The organism is Roseovarius salis (assembly GCF_044472985.1).
Taxonomy (GTDB): domain Bacteria; phylum Pseudomonadota; class Alphaproteobacteria; order Rhodobacterales; family Rhodobacteraceae; genus Roseovarius; species Roseovarius salis.
On sequence record NZ_JBISDG010000022.1, the window covers coordinates 25648 to 43968 of the forward strand.

The following is an 18321-nucleotide window of genomic DNA, read 5'->3' on the forward strand; positions in this document are numbered from 1 at the left end:
GGGCTCCGTCACCGGTAAGGGGTGGCCCTCGTTGGGGGCCGGTAGCGGCCGGCCATTGGTTCCCCGGTACCTGCGTGCCGAAGTGCCTGACGCTGCCGGACAAGGCCAAGGCCCTGCGGCCGGCCCGGGCTGGATGCCGGGCCGGCCGGTTCTCAGTCCTTCTGGTCCTCCCGGCGGAAGGCGCCCTGAACGATCCGGTCCATTACCATGGCGAGGAAAAGAATCGCGAAGCCGCCAAGGAGGCCCGGACCCTTGGCCGCGTATTGCAGCGCCTCCAGGATGACCTGGCCCAGCCCCCCGCCGCCGATCAGCGAGATGATCACCACCATCGACAGGCACATCAGGATGGTCTGGTTGACCCCGGTCATGATCGAGGGCAGGGCGAGCGGCACCTCGACGTCTTTCAGAAGCTGCCACTTCGACGCGCCGAACGCCACGGCGGCCTCCTTGATGCTGTCGGGCACGCCGCGCATCCCGAGCGCCGTCAGGCGGATCACCGGGGGCATGCCGAAAATGATCGTGGCCAGGATGCCGGGTGGGTTGCCGGTGCCGAAGAAGGCGATGATCGGGATCAGGTAGACGAAGGCGGGCAGGGTCTGCATCAGGTCCAGCACCGGCTCCGCCGCGGCATAGGCGCGGCGCGACTTGCCGAACCAGATTCCCAGCGGAATGCCGATAACAACGCAGATCAGCACCGCCGCGCCCACCAGCGCCACGGTTTCCATCGCCACGGCCCAGTAGCCAAGGAACGCGATATATGCCATCGAGGCGACGGTGAAGATCGCCACCCGCGGTCCGGCCGCGCGCCACGCGGTGACGGCAATCACGAGCATCACCACGGGCCAGGGCGACCCGTTGAGCGCCAGTGTCAGCCCGTCAAGCACGCCGCGCACCCCCGCCGTGATCCCGTCGAAGACGTCGCCGCCGGCCTGCGCGGCATTGTCGATGCGCGTTTCAAGCCACGTGGCCACCGCCGAGAACAGGGTGCCGCCGTCCGGGCCGAGAAAAACCGCCGAGAGGGGTTTTTCGGGAAACTCGTCGAGCAGCGCGAGCGAGGCGTCGACGGTGAATTTGTAGATTATGAGCGGTGCCGTCGCGGCGACGAGAACCGCCCCGAGCACCGCGTTCTTGCGCGACAGCCCGCTTTCGGTGTGTTCGGGGTCGATGCGCCAGCGCGAGTACTGACGCTCGTAGACACGGTTCGCGTAAAGCCCCTGCACCGCCTTGAACACGATCAGCAACACCAGTCCCGTCAGCATGATCCCCATCGCCTCGGCCTGCGCGGCCTCGGCCTTGGCAAGGCTGTCCTGCGCCGCCTTGGAGATGTTCTCGGCCAGCGTCTCGAAACGGGATGGATCCTCCCCGGCCTCGCGCGCAGCCGCGGCCCTGTCGAGAAACTCGTCGGCGCGGTCCTGCTGCTTTGCCGCGCGCTCGGCGAACTCGGCGCCGGGATTGCCCCACAGGCCGCGGCCGATCTGGACCCAGGCGATGATCTCCAGGATCAGGAAGGTCCAGAACATGCCCCAGATGGACCGTGCCGCGGCCCAGAAGGGCCCCAGCACCGCGGCCCAGACATTGAAGGTCTTGGGTATGATCCCGGTGTCGTCGTGGATCTTGTGGAACGCCTGCACGTAGTAGTCACCGTTGGTCTCGGCGAATTCCCGGATCGAGGTGTCGAGCGCCTCGCGGTCCACCTCGACGTCCGAGGCGGCGGTGACTTTCGTTTCTGTTGCCTGGTCAGTCATCCTTGCCCCCCTGGATGCCGCGCAGCAGGCGCGGCTTGGTCACGATTCCCACGTCAACGCCCCCCTCGGTGATGACAACCGGCTGGTCGGTGCCCACCGCGAGGTCGATCAGCTGGTCGAGGTCGGCGCCCTCGTCCGCGCGCGGTGCGCCATCGAGACTGCCGGAATGGCTCTCCATCGGCTCCATGATCGAATGCGCCTTGACGAGCTTGAGTTTCGAGATCCCCTGCACGAACTCGCGCACGTAATCGTCGGCCGGGTTCATCACGATTTCCTCGGGCGTGCCGATCTGCACGATCACGCCGTCCTTCATGATGGCGATACGGTGGCCGATGCGGATCGCCTCGTCGAGGTCGTGGGTGATGAAGAGCGTGGTTTTCTTGAGCTGCGCGACCAGCGCCTTGAACTGGTCCTGCAATTGCAGCCGGATCAGCGGATCGAGGGCCGAGAAGGGCTCGTCCATCAGCAGGATCTCGGGGTCGGACGCCAATGCCCTGGCGATGCCCACGCGCTGCTGCATCCCGCCGGAGAGTTCCTTGGGCAGACGGTCCTCGAAGCCTGTGAGATCGACAAGCCCGAGCGCGTGGTCGGAAACCGCCCAGCGCTTGGACTTCGACACTTTTCGGATTTCCAGAGGGTAGGCCACGTTGTCGCGCACCGAACGGTGCGGCATGAGCGCCATGTGCTGGAACACCATGCCGATCTGCTGCGACCGGACGCGGCGCAGTTCGCCTTCGCTCATCGCGGCCACGTCGCGGCCCAGGATCTCGATATTGCCGGCCGTCGGTTCGATCAGCCGGTTGACGTGGCGCACCAGCGTGGACTTGCCTGACCCCGACAGTCCCATGATGCAGAAGATCTCGCCGCGGGCCACGTCGAAGGTGGCGCCCTGCACGCCGACGACGCAGCCGAAGCGTTCCAGCGCTTCGGGCTTTCCGATGCCCTCGTTCTTGACGGCTGTCATCGCCTCCTGTGCGCGCGCACCGAAGATCTTCCACACATCCTTCAGGGCCACGACCGTTTCTGTGGCGGTATCGTTCATCACTGTCCCCTTGTGATCGTGAAAGGCCGCCGGGGTGTACCCGGCGGCCTGAAAGCCCGGTCAAGCTGACCGTGGACGCCTCAATTGGTCAGCCAGCCTAGAACGACATCCTCGTTCTCGGCGACCCACTGCTGCGCGAACTCGGCGGCTTCCATGTTGTCAACCGCAAGCGCCTTGCCCATGGCGCTCAGCGCCGCGCCCTGCATCTGGTAGTTGTCCAACATCTTGGCGACCGTGGGATAGCTTTCCTGCAGTTCCTTGGCGTAATGCAGGTGCAGCGTTGCGCCATCCCATGCCGTCGATGCCTCGGACTTCTCCAGCCAGTCCGGATCGTCCGTCGGCTGCACGATGTTCCACGTCTCGGGGTCGTGCGGCGGCTCGTCGAGAACCGTTAGGTCCTGGGTGACGAAGATGTAATGCGGGCTGTAGCAGAACCCGATCCACGGATCGCCGGCATTGGTGGCGTTGTCGAGGTTGGCGTAGGCGATCGTCTCCTCGTACTCTGTCAGCTCAAAGAGCTGGTCGTAACCGTAGGATTTCGCCCGAACCTTCTCCACCACGGTAGAGGCCCAGCCCGGGGCGCCGATCCAGACTTCCGGTGTGCCGTCGCCATCGGTGTCGAAGATTTCCATCTTCTCGGGATCGGTGAGATCGTCGATCGAGGTGATGTCGTACTCCTCGGCGATATAGGTGGGTACGCACATGCCCTGCTCGGCTTGGACCGGGTTGTTGTTCATGACGACCGTACCGCGATCCTTCACGTAGGTGTCGTGCAGGTTCTGCTGGTTGGGCATCCAGACCTCGGGGTGGACGTGCATCGAGCCCTTGTCCATCGCCTCGAACACGATGGGGTTGGTGCCGCTCTGCAGCTCGACCTCGAGCCCGAGATTGTCCTCTATGGCGACTTTCAGCACGTTCGCCGTCGCGTTGACCGAGGCCCAGTTCGGCACGCCGATCACGATGTCGGCGGCCATTGCCGGCCCGGCGATTACGGCGGCGGTGCCGCCGAGAAGGGCTGTCAGTTTCTTCATGTTGGATTTCCTCCGTGTTGGGTCATCATTTTCGATGGATGATGTCACGCCTTTGGCAGCGCTTGCGCCCGGGCTGGCAGTGGATGTTTCCTTGGTTCCCGAATTTGTCCCATGTCCCGCGCTGAACAGGCTTCAAGTACCACTTGGACGGTCCGCGTAGTGCAGATACTGCAGCATGCCCCCGCACGACGTGGCAAGCATCAGCAAGTGTTTCAGAGCAAAAAAATTTTGAAAAGTGAAATCTTTTTCATTTTTTCTTCACTGTTTTCGATATTTCGGAAGCCTGTTTTCGGTCATCCCGAAAAGGGGGGCGGCTCCGCGGCGCGGCGGCTACCCGGGAATCGTGAAGCTGTGGCCGGGGCGCTGGAGCCAGTCGGCCGACCGCGCCCTGAGGTGTCCGACCAGCGGCTCGAACCACGGCCAGTTGCGGGCGGCGGCATCGTTGACGATCACGTGCTTCTTGCGGGTGAAAACCGGCGCCGACTCGAGCTCGTACAGCCGGCCGTCACGGACATAGGGCTGTGCCAGCGCCCGCGGCAGGTAGGCCGACCCGCCGCGGTCCAGCATGCATTGCAGCGCCCACCACGAGCTGTCGAAGCTGATCCGCGCCACGCCGGCGTCATGATAGACCTCGTCATGCTCGCGGCGATAGTCGGGGCCGTGATCGACGAATATGTAGAGCGGGTCGCCGTCGATCGGCGTGTCTGCCCGGTCCGAGAACAGCGCGAGGTCCTCCGGCGGCAGTTCGTAGACCGTCTGGTTGCCTCTCAGGGTCGCGTCGTAGGTCAGGATCACGTCGACCATGCCCTCGACCAGCCATGTCTCCAGCTCGCGCGCGCCGCCCTGCATCACCGAAACCGCCATCTCGGGATGTCCTGACACGACCCCGTTGAAGAAAGCGCGGCCGGGCCCGTGCCACAGTTCACGATCACAGCCGAAGGTGCAGACCGAGCTGAGCCCGTCGGGCAGGGCCGTCTCGTACTTGGCCTGACGCCAGAGGCCCGTCATCACGCGGGCGTAGCGCAAGAGCTTGCTGCCCGCGGGCGTGAGCGTGGTGCCGGATTTGTGGCGGTTGAGCAGTTGCTGGCCGAGCTCGTCTTCCAGCGCCTTGAGCCGCGCCGTGACGGTGGATTGGGTGACGTGCAGCTGCTGGGAGGCCCGCACGAGGTTGCCGGTCTCGACGATGGCAATGAAGGTCTGCAGGGAGGTTAGATTCATACGGCGGCTCCAAAATTCGGATATGTCGAATTTATACGGCAAATTATTTCATTTTCAAGAATTGTTCTTTTGTGGCACGTCTGGAGGGCGTCGACAGGTTCATGACTCGCAGGAGGTTCGCAATGTTTCGCAAGATGCCAGAACTGGTGCAGCGCGACGATTTCATCGCCGCCATGCGCCGCGTCGCGGCCTCGGTGACGGTGGTGACGACGGACGGCCCGGCAGGCCGCGCGGGCGCGACCGTGAGCGCGTTCTCCTCGGTCTCGGCCGATCCGCCGACGGTGCTGGTATGCCTGAACGCCGAGAGCCGCATCGCACATTTCGTTCAGGAAAACAGCAGGTTCTGCGTGAACGTGCTGCCGGAGGATTCAGCGGAAATCGCCGATCGCTTCGCGGGCCGCCATGATGACCGGGTGGCAGATCGGTTCGCGGGTATCAAGACCTTCGCGCCGGGCGGGCAGGCGCCGTTGATCGACGGGGCGACGGCGTTTTGCTGCGGTCTGCAACAGGCGGTGCGCTCGGGCAGTCACCTGATCATGGTGGGGCATGTACGCGAGGTGCTCGATGGCCGCGTGCCGCCGCTGGCCTACCGCGATGGCGCCTATCACCGCGTCGTGCCGCAGACTGCCGCGGCCGGCTGAGGGAGACCAGGCATGATGCAGAGCTACCGGATGCTGATCGGGGGAGAATGGGTAGAGGCCTCGGACGGCGGCACGTTCGGCACGGTCAACCCTGCCACCGGCGAAACCTGGGCCACCGTGCCCGAAGCGACGGCCGAGGATATCGACCGCGCCGTGCGCACGGCCCATGCTGCATGCCACGAGGGGCCCTGGGCGGCTATGACACCCACGCAGCGGGGCCACTGCCTGCGCCGGCTGGGTGATTTGCTGGCCGCACGGTCCGAGACGCTGGGCGAGATCGAGACGCGCGACTCGGGCAAGCTCTTTCGGGAAACCCGATGGCAGGCGAAATACATTGCCGAGTTTTTCCATTTCTACGCCGGTGCGGCCGACAAGATCGCGGGTGATACCCTTCCGATCGACAAGCCCGACATGTTCGTGTTCACCGAGCGCGAGCCGCTGGGCGTGATCGCCGCCGTTGTCCCCTGGAACAGCCAGTTGTTCCTGACCGCCGTCAAGATCGGCCCGGCGCTGGCGGCCGGCAACTCCGTGGTGCTCAAGACGTCGGAACACGCCCCGGCAGTGATCCTCGAATTCGGCAGGCTGATCGCCGAGGCGGGCATCCCCGACGGGGTTGTCAACATCGTCACCGGCCACGGTGATCCTTGCGGCAAGGAATTGACAAGCCACCCGCTCGTCGCCCGCGTAAGCTTTACCGGCGGCCCGGTGGCGGCGCGGCACGTGGTGATGAACTCGGCGCGCAACTTCGCCGAGGTCAGCCTCGAACTGGGCGGCAAGTCGCCCTTCATCGTATTCGATGACGCCGATATCGAAAGCGCCGTCAACGGTTCGGTCGCGGGCATATTCGGTGCTTCGGGGCAGAGTTGCGTGGCAGGCTCGCGCCTGATCGTGCATGACGATATCGCCGATGCCTTCATCGAGAAGATGAAAACCATCGCGGGCGGCATACGCATCGGTGACCCGATGGCCGAGGACACGGAAATGGGGCCGTTGTGCACCCGCGGGCAGCTCGAGACCATCGAGAGCGAGATCGCCGGCGCGGTGGCGGATGGCGCGCGCGTGGTATGCGGTGGCGCACGCGCCGGGGCGGGCGAGATGTTCTTTCAGCCCACGGTCATCGACTGCCCGTCGCCCGATCTGAAGATCGTGGATACCGAGCTGTTCGGTCCGGTGCTGTGCGTGCTGCGGTTCCGGACCGAGGACGAGGCGCTGCGCCTTGCCAACGACACCGAGCATGGTCTGGCGGCCGGGATCTTCACCCGCGACAATGCCCGCGCCCTGCGGATGAGCCGCGCCGTGCGCGCCGGCATCGTCTGGGTCAACACCTACCGCGTGATCTCGCCCGTGGCGGAATTCGGCGGCATGAAGACCTCGGGATACGGGCGCGAAAGCGGCTTTCAGGCGGTTTACGACTACACGCGGCCCAAGACGGTTTGGATGAACATGTCGGAGAATCCGATCGCCAACCCGTTCCAGCCGAGATGAGGAGGAGAGAGCCCATGAAGTTTCATCTTGCGATCAACCTGGAGCGGATGAGCCCCGACACCGACATTCGCGCGGTGCGGGATCACACGCTCGAAATGGTGCAGATGGCCGACGCGGCGGGGTTCGAGATCGCGTGGGCTGCAGAGCATCACGCGCTCGAAATGACCATCGCGCCCAATCCTTTCCAGATCCTGACATGGTGGGGCGAGCATACCAGGAACATCCGGCTGGGGGTCGGCGTGGTCAACGCTGCTTACTGGCACCCCATCAACCTCGCCGGCGAGGCGGCGCTGCTCGACGTGCTCAGCGACGGGCGGCTGGAGTTCGGCATAGGGTCGGGCGCGTACCAACGTGAATTCGACCGGATGAAGCCCGGGTTGGATCAGCGTGACAGCTGGCGGTACATGCAGGAGGCGCTGCCAGTGGTGCAGAAGCTGTGGCAGGGCGATTATGCCCATGACGGCGACTACTGGCAGTTTCCGGCCGCCACGTCCTGCCCCAAGCCCGTTCAGGACGAGGTGCCCGTCTGGGTGGCCGCGCGGGCGCCGATCACCTTCGACTACGCGGTGGAGAACGAATGCAACATCCTCAGCTGGCCGCTCACCATGCCGATTTCCGAGGTCGAAACCTATCGCCGGCGGCTTGACGAGTCGGTGGAAAAGGCGGGCAAACCGTTCAATGGCACCTGGGCGGTCATGCGCCACACCGCGCTTTACGAGACCGAGGCCGATCGGCAGGCGGCGCTGTCGTCGGTGCGTCACGTGCTGGGACAGTTCGGCAACCTGATGATGAAGAAAGGCGAGGTCATCAATGGCTTCCCCGAGCAGGTGCCGCTGGAGGAGCTGGATGGAAACGCCCGGGTGGACCCCGGGATGCTGGAGGAAAACCTCATGTTCGGCACCCCAGAGCAGGTGACGGAGAAACTGAAGCGGCACGAGGCCGTGGGCGCGGACGCGTTCGTCTACTACGCTTCCATGGGCATGGACATGGAGCAGCAGAAACGCTCGCTGCGGCTCTTCATCGAGAAGGTGATGCCGGAATTCGCGGAAAAGGAGCTTGTCCATGCCGGCTGAGATCAGGCGCACGCTGTTGCAGGTGCAGACCACCTACAAGGAAGGCTGGAAGGAGGTCGCCGAACCGACGAAACTGGTCGCCGCCATCGCCGTGATCCGCAACCCGTGGTTCGGACGTGGCCATGTCGAGGATCTCAGCCCCGAGGTGCGCGACATCTGCCCCGAGATCGGCAAGCTGCTCACGGACATGCTGCTGGAGGTGACCGGCGATGCGCTCGAAGGCTGCGGCAAGGCATCCGTGGTGGGCATGGGCGGAGAGGCGGAGCATGCGCAGGCGCTGACGCACTCGCTGTGGTTCGGCAACCAGCTGCGCGAGGCGGTCGACGCCAAGAGCTATCTCGCCTTCACCAACTGCAAGGGCGTGGCCGGCCAGCCGATCATGATCCCCCTGATGCACAAGGATGACCCGGGCAAGCGGTCGCACTACCAGACGATACACCTCAATATCCCCGACGCGCCGGGCCCTGACGAGGTGGCGATCGCGCTCGGCGCTTCGATCGGCGGCCACCCCAATCACAGGATCGGCGACCGCTATGCCGACCTGCGCGAGATGGGCCGCGACGCCGACAATCCCGCGGGGGTCTAGATGCCGGTCAGCGGCAACGGCACTGCCTATGATCTCGCCGGGCCGGACGGGGCGCCGGCGGTGGTGCTCATCCACGGGCTGGGTCTGACGCGCGAGGTGACATGGGGGCATATCGCGCCGGTTCTGGCGCGGCGCTACCGGGTTCTCAGCTACGACCTGCCGGGGCATGGCCAGACGGCCGCGCCGGACGAGGCGGTAAGCCTGCGCATGCTGGGCCGCCAGCTTGTCGCGCTCATGGACGAGCTTGGGCTGGACAGGGCCGCGCTGGCGGGGTTCTCCCTGGGCGGCATGATCAACCGTCGGGTCGCGATGGACGATCCCGGGCGGGTGTCCGCGCTGGCGATCCTCAATTCGCCGCACGAACGCGAGGAGGAGCAGCAGAAGCTGGTGGAACAGCGCGCCCGCGACACCGGTGCCGGCGGTCCGGCGGCGACCATCGACACCACGCTGGCGCGCTGGTTCACCGAGCGGTTCCGCCACGATCACCCCGAGACGGTTCAGCAGGTGCGCGATACGGTCCTGGCCAACGAGACCGGCTGCTACGCCGCGCACCGTCAGGTGCTGGCCGAGGGGGTGACCGAGCTCATCCGCCCCGACCCGCCGATCACCAAGCCCGCCCTCGTGATGACCTGCCAGAACGACAGCGGCTCGACCCCGGCGATGAGTTGGGCCATCGCCAAGGAGATCGGAGAGGCCGACGTGGTGATCGTGCCGGAGCTGCAGCACCTGGGGCTGATCGAGCGGCCCGACCTGTTTTCTGCACCGCTGGAGGATTTCCTCGGCCGGGTGCTCGACCGAAACTGACTGACACGAACGGGAAGACGCGACATGACGACACTGACAGGCGGACAGGCGGCGGTGAAGGCGCTGGAGGCAGAGGGGGTATCCCATGTCTTCGGCCTGATCGGCTCGGCCACGATGGAGATGTTCGACGCCCTTCACGATGCGGAGGGCATCCGGTTCGTCGGCGTGCACGATGAACGCACCGGCACGCACATGGCCGATGGGTTCGCCCGGATGAGCGGGCAGGCGGGCGTGGTGCTGGCGGGGCAGAACGGGCCGGGCGCCACGAACCTTGTCACCGGGCTGGCGCAGGCCAAGGCCGCCTATGCCCCGGTGGTGAGCCTCGCCGGGGCGCTGGCGACCGGCCATCTCTACCGCGATGCTTTCCAGGAGGTGGACCAGCAGGCGCTGTTCAAGCCCGTGACCAAGAAGACATGGACCGCCACGGGCGCCGACCGGGTGCCGGAAATGATGCGCGAGGCGTTCCGCGAGGCCATGGCGCCACGGCGCGGTCCGGTGCAGCTCAACCTGCCGCGCGACGTGTTGTCCGCCGAGGCTGACTTCCCTGCCTTCCAGGGACCCGGCCAATACCGTCCGGTGGCCGCCCCGGGCGGGGCGGCGGGGGCCGTGGCGGATGCGGCCAAGCTGCTGGCCGGCGCGGCGCGGCCGGTCATCGTCGCGGGCGGCGGGATAAAGAACACCGGCGGGGCCGAGCACTGCCTCGCGCTGGCCGAGGCGGTGGGCTGCCCTGTCGTGACCTCCCCGGGCCATGGCGATGCCGTGCCGTTCGGCCATCCGCTCAACGCCGGCCAGATGGGCCCGCGCGGCAACGCCGTGGCCTCGCGGCTGGTCAGGGAGGCCGACGTGATCCTCGCGCTCGGCACGCGGCTTGGCTTCAACGCCACGTTCTACAGCTACGACAACATCAACCGCGACGCCGGGATCATCCAGGTCGAGATGGAGCCCACCGCGATCGGCCGCTACTTCCCGGTCGAGATGGGGATCATGGGCGATGCCCCGACTGTGGCTGGGCAGTTGCGCGACGCGATCGAGGGCATCAACGACCGGCGGCTGGCGGCGGCCTGGACCGAGAGCTTCCGGACCGAGCGCGCGGCGTTCCTCGCGAAGCGCGACGCGGAGGCCGATACGGGGTCGGTTCCGATCCAGCCCTCGGGGCTGTTCAAGACCCTTCGCGACGTGCTGCCCGCCGACGCGGCGGTGACGATGGATGCCGGCACGCTTTGCCTGCAGGCCACGGACGCGCTGAATTACCACCACCCCAAAAGCCTGTTCACCCCGCTCGATTTCGGGCTGGTGGGCTTTTCCTTTGCCTGCGGGCTTGGGGTGAAGCTGGCCGCGCCCGAGCGCCCCGTGGTCAGCCTGATGGGCGACGGTGGCTTCGGCATGACCGTGTCGGAACTGTCGACGGCCGTCGATTACGGCATCAACACGGTCACCGTGGTGATGAACAATCGCTGCTGGGGTGCTGAAAAGGCGTACCAGCGCGATTTCTTCGGCCAGCGTTACATCGGCGCCGATATCTCCAGCCCGCCTTTCGACAAGCTGGCAGAGCTCTACGGGGCCAAGGGATACCGCGCGGCAACGCTGGACGAGATGGCGCAGGCCATCGAGGATGCGCTGCAGTGTGGCCGGCCTGCCGTGATCGACACCGAGGTGGACCCCGCGGCGCTCTATTCCTTCCGCCGGGACAGCTTCAAGCACCGAGGGGGGTAGGGGCCGGTCAGACCTTATGCCGGGTGTGCCTGGACAGTTCGGCCCTGGCCACCTGGCGGCGGTGCACGGCGTCCGGGCCGTCGGCAAGGCGCAGCGTGCGCAGATGTGTCCACATCGCCGCCAGGGGCGTGTCCTGGCTGATGCCCTGTCCACCGAACATTTGCACGGCCTCGTCGACCACCTTCAGGGCCACGCGTGGCGCGACGACCTTGATCTGGGAAATCCACGGCGCGGCGGCGCGGGCGTCGCCCTGGTCCATCATCCAGGCGGCCTTTAGGCAGAGCAGGCGGGCCTGTTCGATCTCCATGCGGGCCTCGGCGATGATGTCGTAATTGGCGCCGAGCTGGACCAGCGGCTTGCCGAAGGCCTCTCGTTCGAGACCGCGGCGGCACATCAGTTCCAGCGCCGTCTCGGCCTGGCCGATGGCGCGCATGCAGTGATGGATACGGCCGGGCCCGAGGCGGCCCTGCGCGATCTCGAAACCGCGCCCCTCGCCGAGGATGAGGTTCTGTGTCGGAACGCGCACGTCTGTAAAGCGGAAATGCATGTGGCCGTGGGGCGCGTCATCGTGGCCGTAGACCTCCATCGGGCGGAGTTTCTCGATGCCGGGCGTGTCGGCGGGCACGACGATCATGGAATGACGCTGGTGCTTGGGCAGGTCGTCGTCGCCGGTCTTGACCATCACGATATAGACCGCGCAGCGCGGATCGCCCGCGCCGGTGGCCCACCATTTCTCGCCGTTGAGCACGTAGGAGTCGCCGTCGCGCACGCAGGACATGGCGATATTCGTGGCGTCGGAACTGGCGACCTGCGGTTCGGTCATCAGGTAGGCGCTGCGGATCTCGCCTTCGAGGAGGGGCGTGAGCCAGCGGTCTTTCATTTCGGGCGAGCCGTAGCGTTCGAAAACCTCCATGTTGCCGGTGTCGGGGGCGTTGCAGTTGAACACCTCGGCGCCCATCGGGGTCTTGCCCATCTCCTCGGCGAAATAGGCATATTCGACGGTGCTCAGGCCCGGGCCTCGGTCGCTGTCGGTCAGCCAGAAATTCCACAGGCCGGCGGCCTTGGCGCGGGCCTTGAGCCCCTCCAGGATCTCGGCTTGCCGGTCGGTATAGGCCCAGCGGTCGCCCTTGCCGATCTCGGCCTGGTACTCGGCTTCGCGCGGCGCGATCTCGTCGCGGACCATGTCGGCCACGCGCTTCAGAAGAGCCCGCTTTTCCGGCCTTATAGAGAAATCCATTCGCTGCTCTCCGCCGCTGTGTGCACCGGAACGGGCACAATCATTCCTGTTTTCCGCAAGACTGTCGCCAGATTGTCAACGCGTCACCCCCGTTTGCCCCAATTCATGTCACAAACCAAGACCAGTTTCCGCAATTGTGCCGGGGCGCGGCCCGGGCGGTGGGAAAAGGTGGCTGCATGCAGGTTGAACTGCTTTCGGGCAAACGGACATCGTTGACAGCGTCACGCGCAAGACCGCGCCCGGCATCGGCCGCGCAGGATCCGGCACCAGACCCGCAGCATGCCGTGACCTGTTTCACGCCCGGAACGCTCGTGACAACGCTGCAGGGCAAGCGGCGGGTCGAGGCGCTGCGTCCCGGCGACCGTCTGCTGACACGTGACAGGGGGTTTCGCCCTCTGGTCTGGCGGGGCATCCGGCCGGCCCGGGCCGTCACCCCTTCGGAAAGTCCCGTGCTCGTGCGCGCCGGCGCGCTGGGAAACGACCGGCCGGATCGGGACATGGTGGTATCGCCGGGGCACCGTTTCCTCGTGACGGATCGCCGCTTGCTGCGGGGGCTGGGCGAGCCGGAGGCGCTGGTCGAGGCCAGCGCGCTGACCGACCGGCCGGGCATCGGATGGCTTGGCACCGCGGTGAGCTACGTCCACCTTCTGCTGGAGCAGCACGAGGTGATCCTTTCGGAGAATACCTGGACCGAAAGCTTCCGCCTCAGCGAATCGGTTGCGCGAACGCTGCATGCTGCCGGCCCCGAGGATGTGCTGAGCCTGTATCCGCAACTGCGCGCAGAGCCCCGGACCGCAGTCCAGGCGCCGGCGCGCATGCTGTTGTCGGCGCAGGCGTGGCAACACGTCCTGTCGGCCTGACCGATCCTCGGGCCGTGATTGCGGGGACACGGCGCAGGGTGTAGGGCAGTGGCGGAGGGGACCGCCATGCAGAAAGCGCGCATTCCGACAGACCCGGCCCGCAGCGCCTATGACGTCGTCATCGTGGGTGGCGCCATGATGGGCGCTGCCGCCGCGTGGTTTCTTGCCGACAGTTCCGATTTCGACGGCCGGGTTCTGGTGGTCGAACGCGATCCCGGCTATTCGGCCTGCTCGACCGTGCACAGCAACTCCTGCCTGCGCCAGCAATTCAGCACGGCCCTCAACGTGGAAATCTCGCGCTTCTGCGCCGATTATATCCGCGATTTCCGCGCCAGCATGGGGGGCGATCGGCGTGTTCCGGGCGTGGATATGCATGCCTTTGGCTACATGTACCTTGCGGGGTCCGAAAGCGCGGCAGAGGCGCTGCGCGCGGCACAGGCCGTACAGGCGGCCTGCGGCGCCGAAACCCGGCTGCTGACGCCGGACGAGATCGCCGCCGCGTACCCGTTCTACGACCTCCAAGGCGTTTTGCTGGGCAGTCATAACACCACCGACGAGGGCTACTGGGACAGCGGCACGGTGTTCGACTGGTGGCGGCGCATGGCCCGGGAGCGGGGCGTGGAATTCATCGCCGGCGAGGTCACGGGCATGACCCTATCCCCCGCGGGCGGGCGGGTTGAGCGCGTCACCCTTGCCTCGGGTGTCTCGGTCGCCTGTGGGCATGTCGTCAACGCCTCCGGGCCGAGGGCGGCGCACACCGCGCGCATGGCCGGGATCGCGTTGCCGGTAGAGCCGCGCAAGCGGTTCACATGGGTTTTCTCGGCGGCGCATCCGCTCGACCGGGCGCTGCCGCTGACGGTGGATCCCTCGGGTGTGCACGTGCGTCAGGACGGGCCGGGCACCTACATGGCCGGCGCCAGCCCCGACCCGGACCCGGCCGTGGACCCGGGTGATTTCACCATGGACCACGATCTGTGGGAATCCCGCGTCTGGCCCGCTATCGCTGCCCGCATCCCGCAATTCGACGCGTTGCGCGTGATCTCGGAATGGGCCGGGCATTACGCCTACAACACGCTGGATCGCAATGCCGTGACCGGCCCGCATCCGGAGGTTGCCAACTTCCTGTTCATGAACGGGTTCTCCGGCCATGGCTTGCAGCAGGCGCCGGCGATGGGGCGCGGCATCGCGGAATGGATCGCGCACGGCGCCTATCGCAGCCTCGACCTGCGGCCTTTCCATTACGAGCGCATCCTGCACGGCGCCCCCCTGTCCGAAAGCGCGGTGATCTGAGACGCCAGGGTGTCAAAGTGCCTCGCGCGCGACGATGGCAACACCGTTCTCGATCCGGTCGCCCGGGTGCAGCAGCACCCTGTCGCCCTCTGACAGCCCGTCCAGCACCTGAGCCGAGAATTCCGACGTTCTGCCGATCTGGACATGTTGCAGCCGGGCAATGTCGCCCTCGGCGGTGAACACGGCCCATTCCCCGTCGCGGCGGAACAGCGCGCCGAGCGGCACCTGCAGCACATCTTCCCCCTGCCACGCCACGATGCGCAGGTAGACGGAGAAGCCATGCCCAAGGGCCGGGCGTTGTTCCGGCGGCGATACGAGGTCGAGAACCACGTCCACCCGCTGTTCCTCTATCCCTAGGGCCGAAACCTTGGTGCGGGCCGATGGCTCGATCCGTGAAATCCGCGCCTCCAGCGCCGGCGTGCCACCCCAACGTTCCACGATCGCCCGGTCGCCGACCTGCAGCCGCACGGCATCGGTGGAGAGCACGTCGGCGACGATTTCAAGGTCGTCGGGCTGACCGATGGACAGCAGGCGCGTGCCCGCCGTGACGGGGCTCTCGCTTATCACGTCCACCTGCAGCACGCGGCCATCGACGGGCGCCTTGATCTTCAGGCAGCATTCCTCGGAAACCGGGTCATCCGTGCCCGGCTCGATCAGGGCGGCGCGCGCCCGGTCCAGCGCGCCCTTGGCGCGTTCGAGGTTCGAGATGGCAGCCTCCTGCGCGGCCTGCCGGACGCCAAGGGCCTGCTCGGCGTTTTCCAGCCGCGTGAGCGAGGCGACCCCGCGATCCACCAGTTGCTTGGCCCGGCGGTATTCACTGCGGGCGAGTTCCAGCTCTTCCTCGGCCTGCCTAAGGTTGCTGCGCGCCATGTGCAGCCCGGCCTCCGCCTCGCGTACGGCGGCCTCGGCCTGCACGCGGCTGCGGGGGTCCAAGGGGTCTGACGCGGCGGGCTCGACGATGGCGACGACGGTTTCGCCGCCCGTGACCGCGTCCCCGGCCCGCACGGGCGCGCGGCGGGCGGTGCCGCGGATCGGGGCGGCAACCTCGTAGACCTCGGCGATGCGGGTCTTGCCCTCGACATCCACCGTGACCTGCATGGGTGCGCGGGTCGCGACCGCGAGATCGACCGGCACCGGGTCGGTGCGGAAGGCGACGATGGCCAGCGCCCCCGCCGCGAGCAGGCCGATGCCCCCGAGGATTACGGTGCGTGGTTTCATCGCTTCACCTCATTCGCGTGTTTTCATGACCTCGACAAGGTCCATCCGGTCCAGCCGCCGGCGCACGATCAGCACCGAGCCGAGCGCCGCGCCAAGCACGACGAGACTGGCAAGCGCGAACCCCGACGGTTCCAGCACGAGCGGGATCTCGTAGAGATCGCTGGTCGATCCCTCGGCCAGGGCATGGGCGATCCCCGCGCCGAGAAGCCATCCGGCCGGCTGTGCGAGCGCGGCCAGCAGCATCGTCTCACCCACGAGGATGAAGGAGACTTCCCCGCGGGTGAAGCCCAGTATCCGCAGGCTGGCCAGTTCGCGGGCGCGTTCCGACAACTGGATGCGCGCACCGTTATAGGCCAGCCCGATCGTGATCAGCACCGCAATGATGACATAGATCGACGTCATAATGACCACGTTCTCGCGGATCGTGGCCTCGAATGAACGGCGCATCTTGCCCATCTGGACAAGCCCGGTCAGCTCGGGCGTGTTCTTGAGCACCTCGTGCAGCCGCGGCAGCGCATGGCTGTCGATCTTCATGTTGGCGACGGAAATGCGGGGGGCCTGTCGCAACAGCCGGTTCAGTGCGTCGATATGCATGTAGGCCCCCAGCCCGACATACTGCGTCACGACCCCTGCGACCGGAACGGCATGTGTCTCGTTGATCCCGCCGCGGAATTCGACCTCGACCCGGTCGCCCGGTACAGCGCCGAGATGTGTCGCCAGCCGTTCGGACAGCAAGAGCCCGTGCGCGGGCGGGTCGATCACCCGACCGTCGGTTGCGATGATGCGCGCAAGATCTGCGCCCGGACGGCGGCCCTCGATGGCGACGTCCTTTTCCCGGTGTCCGTGGCGCAGCACGGCGGGCTGTAACTGCTGGCCCTCGGCGTGCAGCACGCCGGGCAGCCGCCCCACCGTCGCCAGCGCGGTTTCCGGCACGTCCGGCTCGAACAGCAGGATGGCGTCCTGCCTGTTGCCGCGGTCAAAGGTGGTCTCGATCATCTCGTCCAGCGCGGCCGAGAAAAACCCCGACGCCACCAGCACGGCGACCGCCAGCGACAGGCCGAGAGCCGTCGCCGCCGAACGCAGTGGCCAGCGCATCAGGCTGCGCAGGATCATCATCGCCGGTTGTGAAAGCCGCATGGCGGTAAGCGCGCGATCCAGCGCGGTGCGCTTGAACCGTGGCGGCGCGGGCGGGGCCATTGCCACGGCCGGGGGCATCCACGCCGCCCGCAGTGCGCTGCGCGCCGCCCCGAGAGCGGCACTTGCCAGCGCCAGCAGCCCGGACAGGGCATAGGCGGTATAGCTGAGGTTGTAGATCAGGTAGGGAAAGTCGAAGAACTGGGCGTAAAGCCGCGCCAGCGCCCGGGCCAGCCACGTTCCAGCCCCCCAGCCGATGACAACGCCGGCAAGGGCGATCAGCCCGGCCAGCATGAGGTAATGAAGGCAAACCTCGGCACTGGAGTAGCCTATCGCCTTGAGCAACCCGATCTGGCTGCGCTCCAGCGCGATGATCCGGCTGATGACCATGCCCACGAGAAAGGCCGATATCCCGTAGAAGATGGGGGGCAGGATCATCGCCGCGGTTTTCTGCTGTTCCAGCTCGGAATCGATGAAGCTGTTGGACAGCTGGGTGTCGCGGCCATGGGCCCCCAGACCGCCATAGGGCTCAAGCAGGTGGTCAAGCCGGTCAATCACGTCCTGTTCGCGCGCGCCCGGCCCGAGATCGAGGCTTACCTCGTTGAAGGCTCCGTCCATGTCGAAGGTCGCCGACAGCGCCCGCTCTGGCATCCAGACGATGCCGAAGGTCTCGTTGTCGGGCATCAACGCACCGGGCCCGATGGTGTAGATGAATTCCGGCGACAGCAGCGTGCCGGTCAGCGTCAGCTCACGCTTGCGCCCGTTCAGGTTGGCCTCGAAGGTATCGCCGGGGCGCAGGTCGTTGGCCTCGGCGAAGGGCTGGTTCACCGCCACCTCGTCGGTGGCGCCGGGATCGGGCAGGCGCCCGGTGCGCAGCACCGGCACGTTGAGGCGTTGACGGCCGTCCGCGGGCAGCGACAGCAGCCGCGCGGTCACCGTCTCGGGCTGGCCGGGCACGTCCAGCACCGCCAGCTGCGAAACCCGTGCCTCGGCCGCGTGGACCCCGTCGATGGCACGGATTTCGGCCATCAGCGCGCGGGGCGCGCGGTTGGCGGCGGCGAAGACGTCGGCGAAACGGTTGCGCTCGTAATAGGCTTGGCGCGTTTCCTCCAGCGCGCCGTAGGTGCCGAAGGTCGTCAGCAGGATCGCGACGCCGCAGGCCAGCACAAGCGCGATCGCCAGTGCCTGTGCCCACAGACGCTGGAAATCCCTCAGCAGCTTGCGGTCCAGCGCGTTCATCGGCC

15 protein-coding genes are annotated in these 18321 nt (G+C 66.6%); 8 read left to right on the plus strand and 7 right to left on the minus strand.

All coding sequences use genetic code 11. The features are described from left to right. Positions 1 to 152 precede the first annotated feature (152 nt). From ACH13J_RS10810 to ACH13J_RS10825, 4 genes are all read right to left on the minus strand, one after another. Complete coding sequence (locus tag ACH13J_RS10810) at positions 153 to 1745, minus strand: ABC transporter permease subunit (protein WP_397543342.1); 1593 nt, start codon at positions 1743 to 1745, stop codon at positions 153 to 155. Continuing rightward, complete coding sequence (locus ACH13J_RS10815) at positions 1738 to 2787, minus strand: betaine/proline/choline family ABC transporter ATP-binding protein (RefSeq protein WP_397543343.1); 1050 nt, start codon at positions 2785 to 2787, stop codon at positions 1738 to 1740. The genes ACH13J_RS10810 and ACH13J_RS10815 overlap by 8 nt, the downstream gene beginning before the upstream one ends. 80 nt (positions 2788 to 2867) lie before the next feature. Beyond that, on the minus strand, positions 2868 to 3818 hold the full coding sequence (locus ACH13J_RS10820) for an ABC transporter substrate-binding protein (protein WP_397543344.1): 951 nt from the start codon (positions 3816 to 3818) through the stop codon (positions 2868 to 2870). Between the two features lie 330 nt (positions 3819 to 4148). Next, entirely contained in the window at positions 4149 to 5036 is an 888-nt protein-coding gene (locus tag ACH13J_RS10825) for a LysR family transcriptional regulator (RefSeq protein WP_397543345.1), read from the minus strand. Between the two features lie 122 nt (positions 5037 to 5158). Here ACH13J_RS10825 and ACH13J_RS10830 point away from each other — a divergent pair, with 122 nt between their 5' ends. From ACH13J_RS10830 to ACH13J_RS10855, 6 genes are read left to right on the plus strand one after another with little or no spacing between them, the layout of a single operon-like run. Next, positions 5159 to 5677: a flavin reductase gene (locus tag ACH13J_RS10830; RefSeq protein ID WP_397543346.1), complete on the plus strand. Its 519-nt coding sequence runs from the start codon at positions 5159 to 5161 to the stop codon at positions 5675 to 5677. A gap of 15 nt (positions 5678 to 5692) precedes the next feature. Next, positions 5693 to 7162 carry an aldehyde dehydrogenase gene (locus tag ACH13J_RS10835; protein WP_397543378.1) on the plus strand — a complete coding sequence of 490 codons (1470 nt, stop codon included), beginning with the start codon at positions 5693 to 5695 and terminating at the stop codon, positions 7160 to 7162. Between the two features lie 14 nt (positions 7163 to 7176). Then, a complete protein-coding gene (locus tag ACH13J_RS10840) occupies positions 7177 to 8235 on the plus strand; it encodes an LLM class flavin-dependent oxidoreductase (protein ID WP_397543347.1) in 1059 nt (352 codons plus the stop codon). After that, positions 8225 to 8821, plus strand: a complete 597-nt coding sequence (locus ACH13J_RS10845; RefSeq protein WP_397543348.1) for an amino acid synthesis family protein — start codon at positions 8225 to 8227, stop codon at positions 8819 to 8821. Before ACH13J_RS10840 ends, ACH13J_RS10845 begins: the two co-directional genes overlap by 11 nt. After that, positions 8822 to 9625 (plus strand): alpha/beta fold hydrolase, encoded by an 804-nt coding sequence (locus ACH13J_RS10850; protein ID WP_397543349.1) that lies wholly within the window; start codon positions 8822 to 8824, stop codon positions 9623 to 9625. It begins immediately after the preceding gene. Between the two features lie 24 nt (positions 9626 to 9649). Beyond that, entirely contained in the window at positions 9650 to 11338 is a 1689-nt protein-coding gene (locus ACH13J_RS10855) for a thiamine pyrophosphate-dependent enzyme (RefSeq protein ID WP_397543350.1), read from the plus strand. A gap of 7 nt (positions 11339 to 11345) precedes the next feature. On the opposite strand, the gene ACH13J_RS10860 is transcribed toward ACH13J_RS10855, so the two are convergent. Beyond that, positions 11346 to 12575, minus strand: a complete 1230-nt coding sequence (locus ACH13J_RS10860) for an acyl-CoA dehydrogenase family protein (RefSeq protein WP_397543351.1) — start codon at positions 12573 to 12575, stop codon at positions 11346 to 11348. 284 nt (positions 12576 to 12859) lie between these two features. On the opposite strand from ACH13J_RS10860, the gene ACH13J_RS10865 reads away from it, so the two are divergent. Then, the gene (locus tag ACH13J_RS10865; RefSeq protein WP_397543352.1) at positions 12860 to 13435 is read left to right on the plus strand and encodes a Hint domain-containing protein; all 576 of its coding nucleotides are present in this window, start codon (positions 12860 to 12862) and stop codon (positions 13433 to 13435) included. 66 nt (positions 13436 to 13501) lie between these two features. After that, the gene (locus ACH13J_RS10870) at positions 13502 to 14725 is read left to right on the plus strand and encodes an FAD-dependent oxidoreductase (RefSeq protein WP_397543353.1); all 1224 of its coding nucleotides are present in this window, start codon (positions 13502 to 13504) and stop codon (positions 14723 to 14725) included. Between the two features lie 12 nt (positions 14726 to 14737). Here ACH13J_RS10870 and ACH13J_RS10875 read toward each other — a convergent pair whose 3' ends face one another. Next, entirely contained in the window at positions 14738 to 15943 is a 1206-nt protein-coding gene (locus ACH13J_RS10875) for an HlyD family efflux transporter periplasmic adaptor subunit (RefSeq protein WP_397543354.1), read from the minus strand. A 9-nt stretch (positions 15944 to 15952) separates the two neighbouring features. Next, a complete protein-coding gene (locus ACH13J_RS10880; protein ID WP_397543355.1) occupies positions 15953 to 18316 on the minus strand; it encodes an FtsX-like permease family protein in 2364 nt (787 codons plus the stop codon). Between the last annotated feature and the right edge of the window lie 5 nt (positions 18317 to 18321).